Origin of the sequence: Enterobacter cloacae complex sp. GYL001, from assembly GCF_049237125.1 — a bacterium.
GTDB classification, from domain to species: Bacteria; Pseudomonadota; Gammaproteobacteria; order Enterobacterales; family Enterobacteriaceae; genus Enterobacter; species Enterobacter hormaechei_C.
In genome coordinates this window covers 46115-61484 of the sequence record NZ_JBMKGW010000016.1, presented here as the reverse complement: position 1 = coordinate 61484, position 15370 = coordinate 46115, and the positions used below count along the sequence as shown (strand labels likewise).

8 protein-coding genes are annotated in these 15370 nt (G+C 57.4%); 2 read left to right on the top strand and 6 right to left on the bottom strand.

Annotated elements, in window-relative coordinates; all coding sequences use genetic code 11:
• Positions 1-62: 62 nt before the first annotated feature.
• From ACOTWU_RS21010 to ACOTWU_RS20985, 6 genes are all read right to left on the bottom strand, one after another.
• On the bottom strand, positions 63-938 hold the full coding sequence (locus ACOTWU_RS21010; RefSeq protein WP_126498889.1) for a 4Fe-4S binding protein: 876 nt from the start codon (positions 936-938) through the stop codon (positions 63-65).
• Entirely contained in the window at positions 938-1717 is a 780-nt protein-coding gene (locus tag ACOTWU_RS21005) for a dimethyl sulfoxide reductase anchor subunit family protein (RefSeq protein ID WP_220719665.1), read from the bottom strand. The genes ACOTWU_RS21010 and ACOTWU_RS21005 overlap by 1 nt, the downstream gene beginning before the upstream one ends.
• A complete protein-coding gene (locus ACOTWU_RS21000) occupies positions 1710-2339 on the bottom strand; it encodes a DMSO/selenate family reductase complex B subunit (protein ID WP_045333754.1) in 630 nt (209 codons plus the stop codon). Before ACOTWU_RS21000 ends, ACOTWU_RS21005 begins: the two co-directional genes overlap by 8 nt.
• On the bottom strand, positions 2336-4714 hold the full coding sequence (locus ACOTWU_RS20995) for a DMSO/selenate family reductase complex A subunit (protein WP_304529361.1): 2379 nt from the start codon (positions 4712-4714) through the stop codon (positions 2336-2338). The genes ACOTWU_RS21000 and ACOTWU_RS20995 overlap by 4 nt, the downstream gene beginning before the upstream one ends.
• Positions 4715-4802: 88 nt before the next feature.
• On the bottom strand, positions 4803-7127 hold the full coding sequence (pbpC, locus tag ACOTWU_RS20990) for a peptidoglycan glycosyltransferase PbpC (RefSeq protein ID WP_126498891.1): 2325 nt from the start codon (positions 7125-7127) through the stop codon (positions 4803-4805).
• A gap of 1 nt (position 7128) precedes the next feature.
• The gene (locus ACOTWU_RS20985; RefSeq protein WP_126498892.1) at positions 7129-12081 is read right to left on the bottom strand and encodes an alpha-2-macroglobulin family protein; all 4953 of its coding nucleotides are present in this window, start codon (positions 12079-12081) and stop codon (positions 7129-7131) included.
• Between the two features lie 286 nt (positions 12082-12367).
• On the opposite strand from ACOTWU_RS20985, the gene ACOTWU_RS20980 reads away from it, so the two are divergent.
• Complete coding sequence (locus tag ACOTWU_RS20980) at positions 12368-13912, top strand: PTS transporter subunit EIIC (protein ID WP_040117987.1); 1545 nt, start codon at positions 12368-12370, stop codon at positions 13910-13912.
• Between the two features lie 12 nt (positions 13913-13924).
• Positions 13925-15292, top strand: a complete 1368-nt coding sequence (locus tag ACOTWU_RS20975) for a 6-phospho-alpha-glucosidase (protein WP_220719663.1) — start codon at positions 13925-13927, stop codon at positions 15290-15292.
• The last annotated feature ends 78 nt before the right edge of the window (positions 15293-15370 follow it).

Genomic DNA, 15370 nt, shown 5'->3' with positions numbered 1-15370 from the left:
TAAAGAGCAATAGCGCCATTGCCTATGGTTATGCATAACATTTTTTTAAAATGAGACGAAGATTAGCAACAGCTCGTATTTCGCATACCGTGTTGATGATGAAAACAGAGCGGACACTGCTTTTCATCAGACGTAAATGACCAGAAATGACGGTGGCACGTCAGGCAAACGGCTTCATATGCCGGTATGGTCACGCTTTTCGCTGTTCCTTCTGTTTGCGTCACGTTTATCGCCGCATGCTGGCATACCGCTTCGCAGCCGCCGCACCCCGTACAGCGTCCGGTTTCCACGACCAGTTCAGCGTTCTCAAACCGAATCGCGTTTTCCGTACAACTCCGCCAGCACGCGCCGCACAGTACGCAGGATTCGGTATCGAGAGTTATCTCTGCCTCGCTAAACGCAGAAAACGCCCTGCGCAGTTCACGCTGACCGGGCACGACGCTACAGGCCTGGACATCCTCTCGGGGAACGTGCATCAGCACACGCCGGGCGGTATTAACCTCGTTGACGGGTATATATTTAAACGCCCACGCCGCTTCACCGCGTCGGCGAAGCGCCAGATTCAGCCGAGCAATCGCCAGCAACCAGTCAGGATTCTGCTCCGCGTCGATACTGATAAAACGAACGTGGTACTGCGCGTGCCACAGCAGAAGCTCATTCACCCCTGGCGCACGGTCAGTAAACGGCTCAACAAGCGTATCGCCACACAGAAAGCGTTTTCGCGGCGTGATGCCGGTGATGGCCTCAGCGGGGCAGACGAACAGGCAGTCACCGCATTCAATACAGCGGCTGTCATCAACCGAGACGCTTGAGTCGGTAAAAGAAAAAGCCTGCACAGGACAGACGTCCGCGCAGGCGAGGCAGGAAGCGTGGCGAAAACGGCGACGGACGCACGCATGCGTCACGTCCATCGCCGGGGCAAAGGTCAATCCGCCCATCAGCCAATACTGAAGAAAACGAAGCGCAGCATCAGCTCACCGACAATCAGCAATGCGCTTCCCAGCAGCATGGGAGATCGCGCCGCTTTCAGACCGCCCGCAGCAAAGCACAGCATACCCGCAACGGATACGCACCAGCTCAGCAGATGAACGGTTCGCAGTTGCTCCAGCATCTGTAGCGGTGCGTGAGGGAACGTCACCACGGTGTTGTCCATAGCCGTAATATCTGCCAGCCAGACGGGCTGCATCACCAGACGCACAAGCACCACCAGCGTAATAATGACAACCGCCGCACGCACGGTTGTCTGAGTACGCGTCCCAACGGCCATGCAGGCTGAACCGATAATCCCCACCGAACCGAAAAACAGCACCAGCGTGTTTACGTGCTGCCATGTCACCACGGATGCGTGCATGTAGATCTGCGCCATGCAGAACACGTCGACTAAACCAACCAGACCTGCCACAACCAACAGTGGCTTCCAGCCTGGCTTTTTGACAAACATCAGCAGCACGGCGAGACCAAGCGCCGCAAGGTAAAGACTGGCAAAGATAATCTCACGGCTCAGCCAGGAGCTGGATACGTGGCGCAGCGCGTTAAGAGCATTAAGCGGATAGCCCATGTGCAGCGCGGAGGCGAGCAGCCCCAGGCTCGCCAGCACAAACGCTCCGGCAGCCGGCAGCAGCGCGCTGCGTTGCGTGCTTCCGAACGCCAGCCACAGCGTAACGCCAACCGATCCTTGCAGGAACAGCGTAAAAATCAGCAGCGGTAACTCATGCATGACGTTTCCCCTCTTTCTCTGCGCCCTGATGCGCTTTGATCACCAGGTTTGGTTTGGTGATGGAGGAATCAGGCAAGCCTTTCACATCACAGACCGCACCATACTTCGCCCGCAGTTCATCAATCGGCCCGAATTTAATCGCTTCGAGTGGACAGGTTGCCACACAGACGGGCTGCTCTCCCTTCGCCTGGAGATCCACGCAGAAATCACATTTGGACATCTGCCTGGTCTGCTCGTTGAGCTGTGGCGCGCCGTAAGGGCAAGACCATGCGCAGTAGCCGCAGCCGACGCACTTATCAGTATCAACGCGCACAATGCCGTCCCCCGGACGCTTATGCATCGCGGTGGTCGGACAGTTCTTGGTGCAGACAGGGTCTGCGCAGTGGTTACAGGAAATGGAGAGCGTGTAGGCAAAAACGTTGTTGCTGACGCCGCCCTGCCCGGTCGGGATAAAACCCCCGCCGTTAACTTCATAAACGCGACGGAAACGACGTCCGACTTCAAGGTTGTTTTTATCTTTGCACGCCACCTGGCATGCCTTGCAGCCCGAGCAGCGAGAAGAGTCGATATAAAAACCCAGCTGTTTGTCGCTCACCGGTGCGTAATGTTTAAACTGACTCATGCTTTAGCTACCTCCACCAGCATGGTTTGATGGGAATTCCCTTTCGCAAGCGCGGTAATACGGGCGGAACTGAGCACGTTCGCGCAGCCGCCTTTATCGATACCCTGCGCGTCCGGCTGCCACCAGGCGCCTGCCTGCATGGCCACCACGCCTGGAATGATGCGCGGCGTGACCTCCGCCGGGATCTCGCAAATGCCGCGCGCGTTATGAATACGCACGGTATCCCCCTGCGCAATGCCGCGCTTTTGCGCATCCTGCGGGTTGATCCACAGCTTTTGCTGCTGCGCCTCAATTAACCACGGGTTGGCGTACTGGGTGGAGTTCGCGCGGTTTTTCCCTTTCCAGGTGATCAGCTGGAGCGGGAAGGTTTTCGCCAGCTCGTCTTCCGGCCCTTCATGGGCTGGCACGTAGTGCGACAGCGCCGGAATTTCCGGGTGATGCATGTCGTACAGACGCTTCGAGAAGATCTCAATTTTTCCGGACGGCGTCGGGAACGGATGATTCTGCGGATCGCGAATGTTGTCTTCAAAGGCAACGTACGGCGCGCTTTTGAAAAGATGCTGACGCGTCTTCTGTAGCGTCGCGAAGTCCGGCAGGTTTTCATCCGGCATGGACAGCCGCGTCTGCTCCCAGATGTGCTCAATCCACGCTTTTTCGTCACGGCCCTCGCTGAACGCTGGCTCGACGCCAAGCTTAGCAGCGACCTCCCGTAGCCAGTCGTAGTCTGAACGGCGTTCAAATTCAGGTTCAATCAGCTTTTCTGACAGGATCAGATAGCTTGCCGTGCCCCAGGTTTCGCCGATATTCCAGCGTTCCATGAAGCTGGTTTCCGGCAAAAGCAGGTCGGCGTATCTGGCGCTCGGCGTCATAAACAGATCGCTTGCGACGATAAACTCGATTTTCGACTCGTCTTCCAGGACACGGGTTGCCTGATGAAGATCCGGGTTCTGGTTAGCCAGATAATTGCCCGCCAGCGAGAACAGGATGCGGATATTGCTGTCCAGCTTCTCAGCATCCTTCAGGCCATCTTCCGCGGTTACCTTAGAAGCATCATCCGCGGCCTGGACCCAGTTCATGACCGAAATTTTGGCGTTGACCGGGTTGTCCGGCATCTCTGGCCCGGCCGCAAATTTGCGGTTTGCGCAGCCGCCATAGCCTGCTGCCCAGCCGCCTTTCACCCCGACGTTACCCGTTAGCGTGGCCAGTATCGTCGAGCCGCGCGCGGTGCGCTCGCCGCAGTTGTGACGCTGCGGTCCCCAGCCCTGGATCAGCGCGGCGGGTTTGGTGGTTGCGTAGTCACGCGCCAGCTGACGAATAGTTTGTGCAGGCACGTGGGTGATTTTCTCTGCCCACTCAGGCGTTTTCGCCACGCCATCCTTTGCACCGCTCAGGTAAGCCATCAGGGATTCATTGGCCGGAACGCCCTCTGGCATGGCGTCTTCGTCAAAGCCCAGGGTGTAGCGTTGAATAAAGTCGCGATCGTGCAGATTCTCCGTGACGATCACATACATCATCGCGTCCATCAGGGCGTTGTCTGTTGTGGGAAGCAGCGGGATCCACTGATCGGCAAGGGAGGAAACCGTATCGGAATAGCGTGGGTCGACAACAATGAAGCGCGTGCCGTTTTGCTTCATCTTCTGGTAGAAGTGGTTGCTGTGCCCGAAGATGGTTTCCGTCGGGTTATGCCCCCAGAGAATGACCAGTTTGGTGTCCAGCAGCGTGTCCAGAGAGCTGCCGCTGGCGGCGGTGCCATAGGTATACGGCGTTGCCGCCGCCGTGTTACCCATACTGACCGAGTGATAGCTTTCGAGATAGCCGCCGGTTAAGTTGAGCAGACGACGAACCATTTTATCGCCGGAAAAGGTCCCGCCGGACACCGCGGTGCCCACATGAACATAGCGTGACGCAGCACCATATTTTTGCGTAATAGTTTTTAATTGATTCGCAATGAGGGTGGTGGCTTCATCCCAGGTAATACGCTCAAATTTTCCTTCGCCACGTTTACCTACACGTTTCATTGGATATTTCAGTCGATCGGGGTGATAAACAAATTTCCGATAAGCCCGACCACGAACGCAGGCGCGCATTACTGGCATCTGCGGATCCAGCGCGTTATCCGGACGCGTTGAAATTCGGGTCACAACGCCATCACTGACGTGAGCACGAATATCACATTTGCCGCCGCAGTCAAACGTACTACAGGTTTGCACCACTTTTTCTTCAGGCGTAGCGTCTGAAACCGCCGCGCCCTGTGCCTGTACTTTGCCGGTTTTGACGACAAACGGCAGGGCGGCGAGCGCCGACCCTGCCTGAATAAACTGACGCCGGGATATGGCGGGAATAAGCCCTTCTCCCTGATGTTTATTTTTTTTCATTGCTCGTTCCTTCAAATAAAAACGCATTCTCGTTTTTTTTCAGGAACGAATATTGATAATTATCAAGCTAACTCTTGAGGGGTAATACTTAGCGATCTAATTCAAAATTCACTGTCGCCGTTTGTCCTGTTTCATCTAATACAATTAATTGATATTTACCCGGCAAATATAATTGCAGTGAATAATTCTTCTGATGCCCGTCCAGCGGTTCGCCATTCAAAAACCACCATCGTTGTCCCTCCCCGCCGCTGGTTGAAACGTTGAGGGTCATATTTTTCTCACCCGGAAGACGTTTAATTACCGCCCCTTCTCTGACGCCTGACAACATCATCGGCGCCGCATTATGGTTATCCAGCGGAGGGCAAATAGCTGAACGGGCGGGGAGACGAGCAGCCCGTTTTTCGGCAGCAGGCAGCCAGGGCTCCAGCGGCAGCGGCCAGACATCCAGCACTTTCTCTGTCGCATCAGGACAATCCGCCGCAACGCGCTTGCCTTCTTTATCCAGCCAGACCGGGAAACGGATCCCGCGAATACCTTCCTGTTCCGGCAGCAGCAGCGTAGGCGGTTCACTGCCTTCCAGCAGCCAGGTTGACAGCCGACGCCGACAGTTTTCGCTCCCTTCAGGCAGGGACTGGCCACCCGGCCAGCAAATCACGCCCCGTCCTACGCTTGCAGGACGCGGATCGCGCGGCAGGCGCGCTTCCACCATCGAGCGGGACTGAAGCATGTTATTGACCTGATTCAGGAGCGGTACCGCGCTGGCGAAACCAAACTGCCCGGCAACGGGCGTGCCGTCCGGGCGTCCGGTCCAGATTCCAATGACATACCGGGCATTCAGGCCGATGGCCCAGGCATCCCGGTAGCCATAGCTGGTGCCCGTTTTCCACGCCAGCGGCGCAACCTGGGGCAGCGCACTGTCCGGCAGGGGCTGTGCTTCATTAGCGAGAATGCGTCGAATGATCCACGCCGCCCCCTGCGATAACAGCGGACGTTCGATCAGCGGATCGCCCGGCTGTAAACGCAGCCGGCCCGCCTTACCCTGACGCGCAAAGGCGCTATAGGCGGCAGCGATATCAGCCAGGCGTGCGCCTGCGCCCCCCAGGATCAGAGAGAGGTTGGGCTGTGCCCCCGCAGGCAGAATGAGCGGTAATCCCGCGTTGCTCAGCATTCCGGCAAAACGTTTTGGGCCGTACGCTTCGAGAACCTGCACCGCAGGCAGGTTGAGGGAACGCACCAGGGCTTCGCTCATACTGACCGGCCCATGGAAGCCGCTGTCAAAGTTGCCGGGACGATAATCCCCCGTTTTTCTTGGCACGTCCTGCAATAACGAAGCGGGATGGATCAGACCATCGTCCAGCGCCATGCCATAGATGAATGGCTTGAGGACCGATCCCGGCGATCGGATCGCATTGACCATATCCACGTGGCTGAAACGGCTGTCATCATTGATATCTACCGAGCCTACCCAGCCACGCACTTTCATGGATGTATGATCCACGACGATCATCGCCAGCGAACTGCGGGCAGGCAGGCGTGATTTCCAGTTCATTGCCAGCTCTTCAAGCTGTCGTTGCAAAGCTGCATCCAGCGTGGTGACTATTTTTGTGTCACGACTTTTACTCAGCATCATGCGGGAAAAGAGCGGCGCCAGCTGCGGCATCTGCCGGGGAGCCAGCCAGACCGGCTCTTCACGGGACTCTTTGACCTGCTTTTCAGACCAGACGCCCTGAGTCAGCATGCGGTCGAGCACTTTGTTCCGCGCCGCTTCGGCACGCTCCGGCCAGCGGTCCGGGCGCAGACGGCTGGGTGCCTGCGGCAGTACAGCCAGCAGCGCCGCGTCGGAATAGCTCAGCTGCGACGGCGGTTTGCCAAGATAAGTCCAGCTTGCCGCGCCCACGCCCTGCAACGTGCCGCCAAACGGGGCACGGTTAAGATACAGCGTCAGGATTTCACGCTTGGAGAGATGCCACTCCAGCTGCATCGCCCGCCACAGCTGACGAATTTTACCGCCAAAGGTACGCGGATGCGGATCCAGCAGACGCGCCACCTGCATGGTAAGCGTGCTCCCGCCGGAAACCACTCTCCCGGAGGTGAGATCCTGCCAGGCGGCACGCAGTACAGAAAGCGGATTGACGCCCGGGTGATCCCAGAACCAGCGATCTTCATACTGGATCAGCGCCTCGAGATAGCGTGGTGAAACCTCTTCAATGGTAACCGGATAGCGCCAGATGCCTTCGCTGTCGGCAAAACGCCACAGCGGAACACCCTGCTCATCCACGACCACTCGCGCAGGGTTGACCTCTTTCAGGGGCAACGGCCACACGCGGTCAGCGACGACAATCAGCCCCCCTGAAACGAGAAGCGCTCCCGCCAGCCACAGCCAGCGGGAGCGAATCAGGCGTGCTATCCGCATTTTACGGAACAACGATCAGCGGGCCACTGGCCGCCCCCGTTGCCCGCCACTGCGGAACATACATGGACTCGACCATCGGAACAGGCACCTGGTAGGTTCCCGGCGTAACGGCACGGGCCAGGTAAACCAGCGTGACCGGCTGACCTTCATTGACCGGCACCGCGGCCACAAAGCGATCGTCGCGGAATTCCATGTGCTGAATATCAGACTGTTGCATCTGATTCAGCAGGTTTTGCACTTCACTGCCGCTGTCCTGCAAGCTGGCGCTGCTGCTCGCCAGATTCTGGTTTTCCAGCTCCAGACCTGCCGGGAGCAGATCCACCACCAGCGCATCCGGCACGTTCTGGCTGGCCTTCACTTCCAGCCATACCAGAACCAGTTCACCGCTCTTCAGAGAAGAGAGCGACTTGCTGCTGCCGTCTGTCGCCAGGATATGACGTTCAATCTGCAAGACATTAGAGGATGGCTGAGGCGCATACTCCGGATAGCCAGTAGTGTCCAGTCGTACCCACAGCGGCGTAGTGCCGGTATTCGTCACCTGCAACTCACCAAGCTGAGCGCCGTTCAGGTTTTCTACCTGCGCTTTATCACTGCTCTGGGTCTGTTCAGAGAGGCTGGTCGTTGCCTGCCACGCACCTGACAAGGTTTGCAGTGAACGTCCGGCCAGGAACAGCGCATTGCTCTCCTGGGTAGACAGCCAGCGCTGGCTGAACGCGTCTTCAGATAACGCGTTCAGCAGCCTGTTTTGCGCATCCGGCAGCAGCTTGTACTCTTCCAGCAGGGAGAGCATCAGGGCATTATCACGCAGCTGGCTGCCGTAATCCGCCATCCAGTTTCGGCTGTCGTTACGGGGAGTTTTGAGAGCCAGATCCAGCGCCTGCTGGCTGCGCGGTGCATCCCCCATCAGTTTGAGTGCCATGCCCAGCTGCATCAACGGAAGCCCGGAAGCAGCCTGAGCGTGGCGATCCCAGATTTCACGCAGCGCACCGAGCGGCGCTTTTTGCTGACGAGCCAGCACAAGTGAAGCATACGCCTGGACAGCAAATTTGCTGGCCTGGGTGTCGTCGCTGTAGCGGATGGACATCATCCCCGGATCCTGTAAATAGCGCAGCAGTCGGCTGTTGGCGTTATTCACTGCCTCGGCAGGCACGCTGTAACCCTGCTCACCTGCCCGCACCAGGAAGTCCGTGACGTATGCGGTCAGCCAATACTCTTCCGGACCGTTTTTATCCCACAAGGCAAAACCGCCATCGTCACGCTGCATTTGCAGCAGACGGGAGATCCCGATATCAATGGCCGCACGGCGTTTATCGTCGGTGTCGCCTTTAATGCCCAGTGCCTTCAGTTGGGCCGCGTTGGTGTAGAGGGACGGGAACAGGCCGCTGGTGGTCTGCTCAAGACATCCATACGGATAGGCCTGAAGTTCACGAATGTAGCGTGCCAGGTTCAAAGGTGGTTTACCGCTGAGCAACAGCTGCCCCTGTAGCGTGGCAGGCGAGAAACCGGCGATATGCTGTGCTGGCGCGCTCCAGGATTCGCCAGGGTTCAGCATCGTGCCCGTATTCACCGTTTGCGCTGGGAATGCGGGACGCACGCCAATTTTCCAGCTCTTCTGCTGCGGCGCAAACGTCTCACCAGGGAGCTGAAGTCCCGTCACCTGAGCAGTCACTTCCCCATCGCCATAGCCCTCCAGGGCACGCACCGGAATAAACAGCGTGGTACGTGCGCCAGGCGGCAGCTTAACCGGCTCTGGCTGAGCGCCTTCGAGCGACAACTTATCGGTTGCAGTTAGCGCAATGTTCAGCGTTTGCGGCTGGTCCGTCAGGTTAGTCAGGTCCAGCGTCAGGCGGGAGGTATCGCCACTTGCGAGGAATCGCGGCGTATTAAGCTCGGTAATAATCGGAGCCGCTACAATGATTTTGCTTTCGCTACTGCCGAAATCGTCTTCCGTCCAGGCCTGTGCCATCAGACGCAGTTCGCCGTTGAAATCGCCAATCGGCAGCGTGATGGTGCCTTCGCCGTTGGCATCAAGCGTAACCGGCTGCGCCTGCTGGGCAATTATGGTGACATGGTTCACCGGTGGCTTACCGCCGCGTTTCAGTTCATCGCCGTCTCCGCCGAAGCGCAGTGCGGCCAGACGTCCCTGACCTTCAATCACCTGGCCGTAAACATCATAGATGTCCGCGCCATAGCGCTTCTGACCGAAGAAAGCTTCCCACGGATCCGGCGTGACATAGTCGGTAATGTTCAGCACGCCGCTATCGACAGCCGAGACCAGCACGTTCACCTTCTGTGGCACAGCCCCCTCTTTTACGCTGGCTTTCACTTTCACAGAAAGCGTCTGGTTCGGACGCATTTTTTGTGGGTTATCCAGTGCGATGTTCAGGCGTCGATTTTCGTCTCCCATTGGCAGATGCAGCAGACCAACCGCCCGTTTTGGCGTGGCGGATTTGGATTTATCGCCAGGACGAACCACCAGCGTGCTGAGGTAGAGATCGTGACGTTTCCAGGCCTTATCCACCGGTATGGCGAGATCCAGACCGTTTGCTGGCACGTCAATCTCTTTCCACCACAGCGGCCCTTCGCTGGATTCGATCATTGCATAGCCCTTGCCTGCGGCTGGCGCTGCAATATGCAGGTTGATGGTATCGCCTGGCTGATAGGATGGCTTGTCCAGTTTCAGCGTCACACGATCCGGGCGTGCAGCGCCCGTGCCATCGCTGTTATCCTGCCAGCTGTACCCCGCCCAGAAGCGCACGCTGCTGACCATTTCATCAGGGGCTTTCACTTCCAGACGGTATGAGCCCCACTCCACCGGGAAGGTGACTTTACCGGTTTCATCGGCCTTGAGGTTTAGCTCCTGTTGGCCCTCAACCAGATCTTTTTGATCAAACTGGGACTGCCAGCCCTCACTCTCGGACCAGTTCCAGAAGTAGTCGCGACGCTCACGGATCAGACGCACCTGCAAACCGGATACCGCTTTTTTCGCCCCGCTGGCATCGGCATAGACGATGTCAAAGCTGGCGTTGCCGTTTTCATCGACAATCGGCTGATTGACGGTGGTATCGGTACGGTAGTCGTAAACGGCCTTGCTGGCGAACTGTGGGCGGATCCCCGGAAGTTCAGCCGCAGGCCAGATAGTCTGCTCGGCGCGTCGCGTTACCGGACGCCCACCTGATTCCAGCAGGCTGGCCTGCAAAATCAGTTGCAGCGGCGAGTGCGCCTCTTTCCACTGGCTTTCGGTGGTAACCTGCCCACGCCCCTGTTCGTCCAGCGTAAGCTGCACTTCATCCAGGCTGCGGCTCAGGTTCTCCTCGGCAATATCACCGAACTGGAAGCCAGGCAGCGCAGGCACCGCGTCACGTAGCGGACGCAGGAAAAGCTGGCCTTGCAGAGAATTGCCGTTAGCCGGCGCGCCATACAGGTAATAGCCCACAACGTTAAAGTCGACATTATCCTGCGGGGAAACCGGCGTTTTTTGCCCGGTCAGATTCAGCGCCATACGCTCAGGCATAAAATCTTCGACGTGGAAATCCCACATGCGCTGCTGGTTATCGCCCGTATTCGCGCGAATATGCCACATGCCGGTCTGGGCGCCGCTATCGAGCGGATAGTTGAAGCGATAAAGGCCGTTCTCAGGTTGCACAACGACCGTACGCGCCACCTGTCCGTCCGGGCGCAGCACGTCAAGTTTTACCGGCTGATCGGGAAGCGGTTTGCCATCGCTGTCGCGAAGCAGGCCGTTCAGGATCACCGTTTCACCCGGACGATAGAGATCGCGCGGGCCAAACATAAAGAACTGTTTGCTGTAACCCGGGTTACCGGCGATATCAAACTCCGCCAGATCCAGCGCCGGAAGTTTGAGGTCGAGAAGCGTCGTCTGGCCATCTTTACTGGCCAGGATCAGCGCGGCTTCTTTATCGGTTTCCAGTTTCGCATGACCATCGGCGTCGCTGTTCGCCTCGGCCAGGGTCTGCCCTTTATCGTTCAGAAGGGTAATGGCCACACCTGACTGCGCCGCACCGTTTTCAAGACTCTGGGTGAAGATGTCCAGGCGGTTATGATAACGGTGAGCGGACAGCCCAATATCACTTAAGGTAAAGAGCGTCGCGGCGTTACTGTAGTTATAGTGACCAGCCTGATTCATCACGGCGATATAGACGCCAGACTGCTGGAGCGGCTTAATATCTTTGAGCGGCAGGAGCAGTTTTTCACGCGTATTGCGCGCCGGGTTGAGGTCGAAACGGCCGGTGTAGACCAGTTCCGCCATCTTCAGCAGGTTGTCAGATTCCCAGTTGGTCAGCAAGTTACGGTACTCCCACTGGCTGACAAACGAGGCCAGCGACTCCGGCTTCACGCGATAGAAGTTCACATCCACATTGTTGACGTTGAGCGCCATCACCGGCAATCCTTCCACCACCTTACCCGGCAGCAGCGATCCGCGGCTGGCGAATCCGACCGTCGGTTCAACATCCCGGGTGGTGATCGCTTTTTCATAGTCGATGCCGAATGTCGCTTTGTTCAGCGCCAGCAAATTACGTTCGACGGTGACGACCAGATTACGATTCGGCTCCAGATGGCGCAGGCGCAGCTCTTTCAGATTGGGGGCCAGTTCCCAGGCGCCGTCCACTTTGCCGCTTTTTTTATCCACCACATGCACCGTTTTCGCAAAATCCTGGCTGGGCTCCAGCGGTACAGAGAAGGTCAGAACCAGCGTCGCAGCGCCGTCGAGTTGCACTTCAGAGGCATCCAGCAGCGTCAACGCCTTGCCCTGACTCTGCGCGGCCAGCTTAGCCAGCTTTTCAGGATCCGGTTTTGCCGGGGTTTTCTGTTCTGATGCAGTAGACGCTGCGGGGGCAGCGGCCTGAGGTTTGTCGTCGCTGTTATCACAGCCGACAAGCGTAAAGGTGGTGAGCAGCGCGAGAGAGATCGCAGCTAAGCGAAACGGTTTCATCCTGTGTCCCTGGCCTGAGGGGCCTGTTGGTCATCGTCCGGATAAGTATTATCCGCAAGTTTCGTTAATACAAAAAGTCCAATTTTATAATCTGGAAAGCACCTCGCAGAATGGCATCACGCAGCCAAACCGTGATGGAACGGCGATCACAGCGCATAACGTAACATGTTACCTTTCGCGTCATTTGTTTTTAAAACAAGAAGATAGCTGGATAAGCTCGCATCAGGCCTGCTAGTTTTATGACCATGACGCACCCCGAGTGCGCGGTTCAATAAGAGAGAAAGCCATGAAACGAGCCGTGAACGCCCTACAAAATTTCGGAAAATCATTGTACGGACCTGTACTTATCTTACCCATCGTCGGCCTGTTTATCGCCTTCGGGAATGTGCTGGGTAACGGCAATCTGGCCGAGTACCTGCCGTTTCTCGGCCACCCGCTGATCCAGAGTGTCGGCCAGCTGATCGCCAAATCTGCCGTGTCGGTGCTGGTCAACCTGGCGCTGGTGTTTGCCGTCGGGATCCCCATTGGACTGGCAACACGAGACAAAGGCTACGCGGCGCTGATTGGGCTGGTGACCTTTATCGTATTCATTAACGCGATGAACGTGACGTTACAGCTTCAGGGGGAACTGGCGCCTGCGGACCAGATGAAAGCCGCCGGACAAAGCATGGTGCTGGGCGTTCAGGTGCTGGAGATGGGCGTTTTCGCCGGGATCCTGACCGGGGCGCTTTCCGGTTATCTGTACAACAAATATTCCGGTGTCCAGTTTAACGGCGCGATGGCGATTTACTCCGGCCACTGCTTTGTCGCGATTGTGATGCTGCCTGTCTCTATGCTGCTCGGCGTGGTCATGAGCGAACTCTGGCCGTACGCACAGCATGGAATAAGCGCTCTGGCGCTGGCGATCAAAGGGTCCGGTCCGTTTGGCGTGGCGATCTACGGTTTCCTTGAACGCATTCTGGTGCCGACGGGCCTGCATCATCTGGTCTATACGCCGTTCCTGTATACCGAACTGGGCGGTACGCAGGAGGTGTGTGGCGCAACCTATCAGGGCGCGCGCAATATCTACTTCGCCGAGATGGCCTGCCCGGACGTGAAGCAGCTCAGCAGTACCGTGGTGTGGGATGCGCGCGGCATCAGCAAGATGTTCGGCCTTCCTGCCGCCGCGCTGGCGATGTACATGACCGCGAAGCCAGAGCGTAAAGCGATTGCGAAAGCGATTCTGATCCCGGCGGCGCTGACCTCGCTGCTGGTCGGCGTAACCGAGCCGATTGAATTCTCCTTCCTGTTCGTCGCCCCGCTGCTGTTCGTGGTGCATGCGGTGCTGACCGGCATCGGCATGATGCTGTTCTCGCTGTTTGGCGTTCACGCCATCGGCGCCAACGGGATTATCGATTTCATCCTCTACAACCTGCCGCTCGGCACGGAGAAGTCCAACTGGCCCATGTACATCGTGGTCGGGCTGATCATGTTCGCCCTTTATTTCGTGGTATTCCGCTTCCTGATCCTGCGCTTCAACATGAAAACGCCGGGGCGTGAAGATGAGGACCAGGAGACACGCCTTTACAGCAAGCAGGAGTACCAGGCGAAGGGCAATAACGACGAGCTGGGCGAATCCATCGTGGTGGGTCTGGGCGGTCGGGAAAATATAGAGGTAGTGGATAACTGCTACACCCGCTTACGCGTCACGGTGAAGGACGTCGCCATCATCGACGAACCGCGCCTGAAAGCGACCGGCGCGAAAGGGATTATCAAACAAGGTAACAACGTTCAGGTGGTCTACGGGCTGCATGTCAAAAAAATGCGAGAAGCCGTTGAGACGTTTCTCTGAAAGGAGCTAAAGATGTTTACACCCCCATTTATTCTGTCGATTGCCGGCGGCGGTAGCACCTACACGCCAGGTATTGTGAAAAGCCTGATGGTACGTCTGCATGATTTCCCTCTGGCAGAGATCCGCCTGTATGACATTGACGAGGCGCGCCAGAACACCATTGCGCCCGTGGTGGAGAAGGTTATTCGCGACCACAGCCAGAGCATCAAATTCACCGTCACCAGCGATCCGGAAGTGGCCTTCAGCGGCGCGCATTTTGTTTTTGCTCAGATGCGCGTCGGACAGTACAAAATGCGCGAGCAGGATGAAAAGATCCCGCTGCGCCACGGGGTGGTCGGCCAGGAAACCTGCGGACCCGGCGGGCTGGCATATGGCCTGCGTACTATCCTGCCGATGGTAGAGCTGATCGATCGGGTGGAACGCTACGCGCACGAAAAGGCGTGGATCGTGAACTACTCCAACCCGGCGGCGATCGTCGCCGAGGGCGTGCGTCGCCTGCGTCCCAACGCACGCGTGCTGAATATCTGCGATATGCCTGTCGCCGCGATGCGCAATATGGGCGCCATTCTGGGCGTGGATCGTCATAAACTGGAGGTGGACTATTTTGGCCTCAACCATTTCGGCTGGTTTACCCGCGTGCGGGTGGACGGCGAGGACAAGCTGCCGGAGCTGCGTAAACATATCGCGAAGTTTGGCCTGCTGACGGAAGATGCCGCGAAAACCGACCCGCAGCACTCGGATCCGTCGTGGGTGAAAACCTGGCGCAACATCAAGCCGATTATGGATAACTTCCCGGAGTACCTGCCGAACCCGTATCTACAGTACTACCTGATGCCAAACCAGATTGTGGAGCATCAGAACCCGCACTATACCCGCGCCAACGAAGTGATGAACGGGCGTGAGAAAAAGCTGTTTGCCGCCGCCGAAGAGTACCAGCGCACCGGAATTTTACCGGACGCCTTCCACGTAGGTGTTCACGGCGAATTTATCGTCGATGTCGCCTGCTCACTGGCGTTCAACCTGCGCCAACGCCATCTGGTGATGGTGGAAAACCGCGGGGCGATTACCAACCTGCCGTACGATGCGGTGGTGGAAGTGCCTGCCTATATCACCTCCGAAGGGCCGGAGCCTGTCCGCGTGGGTCAGGTACCACTGTTCCACCAGACGCTCCTGCAACAGCAGCTGGCCTCTGAACAGCTGCTGGTTGAGGCAACCATCGAAGGCAGCTACGAGAAAGCGTTGCAGGCGTTCACTCTGAACCGCACCGTGCCGACCATGGAGCACGCGAAAGCGATTCTGGATGAGATGATCGAAGCCAACCGCGACTACTGGCCTGCGCTGCAAAAGGCCTGGCAGGACGGTGAAGCGGTGAAAAAATAGGGGCTTGCTCGCGAGTTGAACGTGGTTAGCTTGTCGGTGTCAGAAAAAACACCGACAATCCTTTTTTACGGAAAAGAA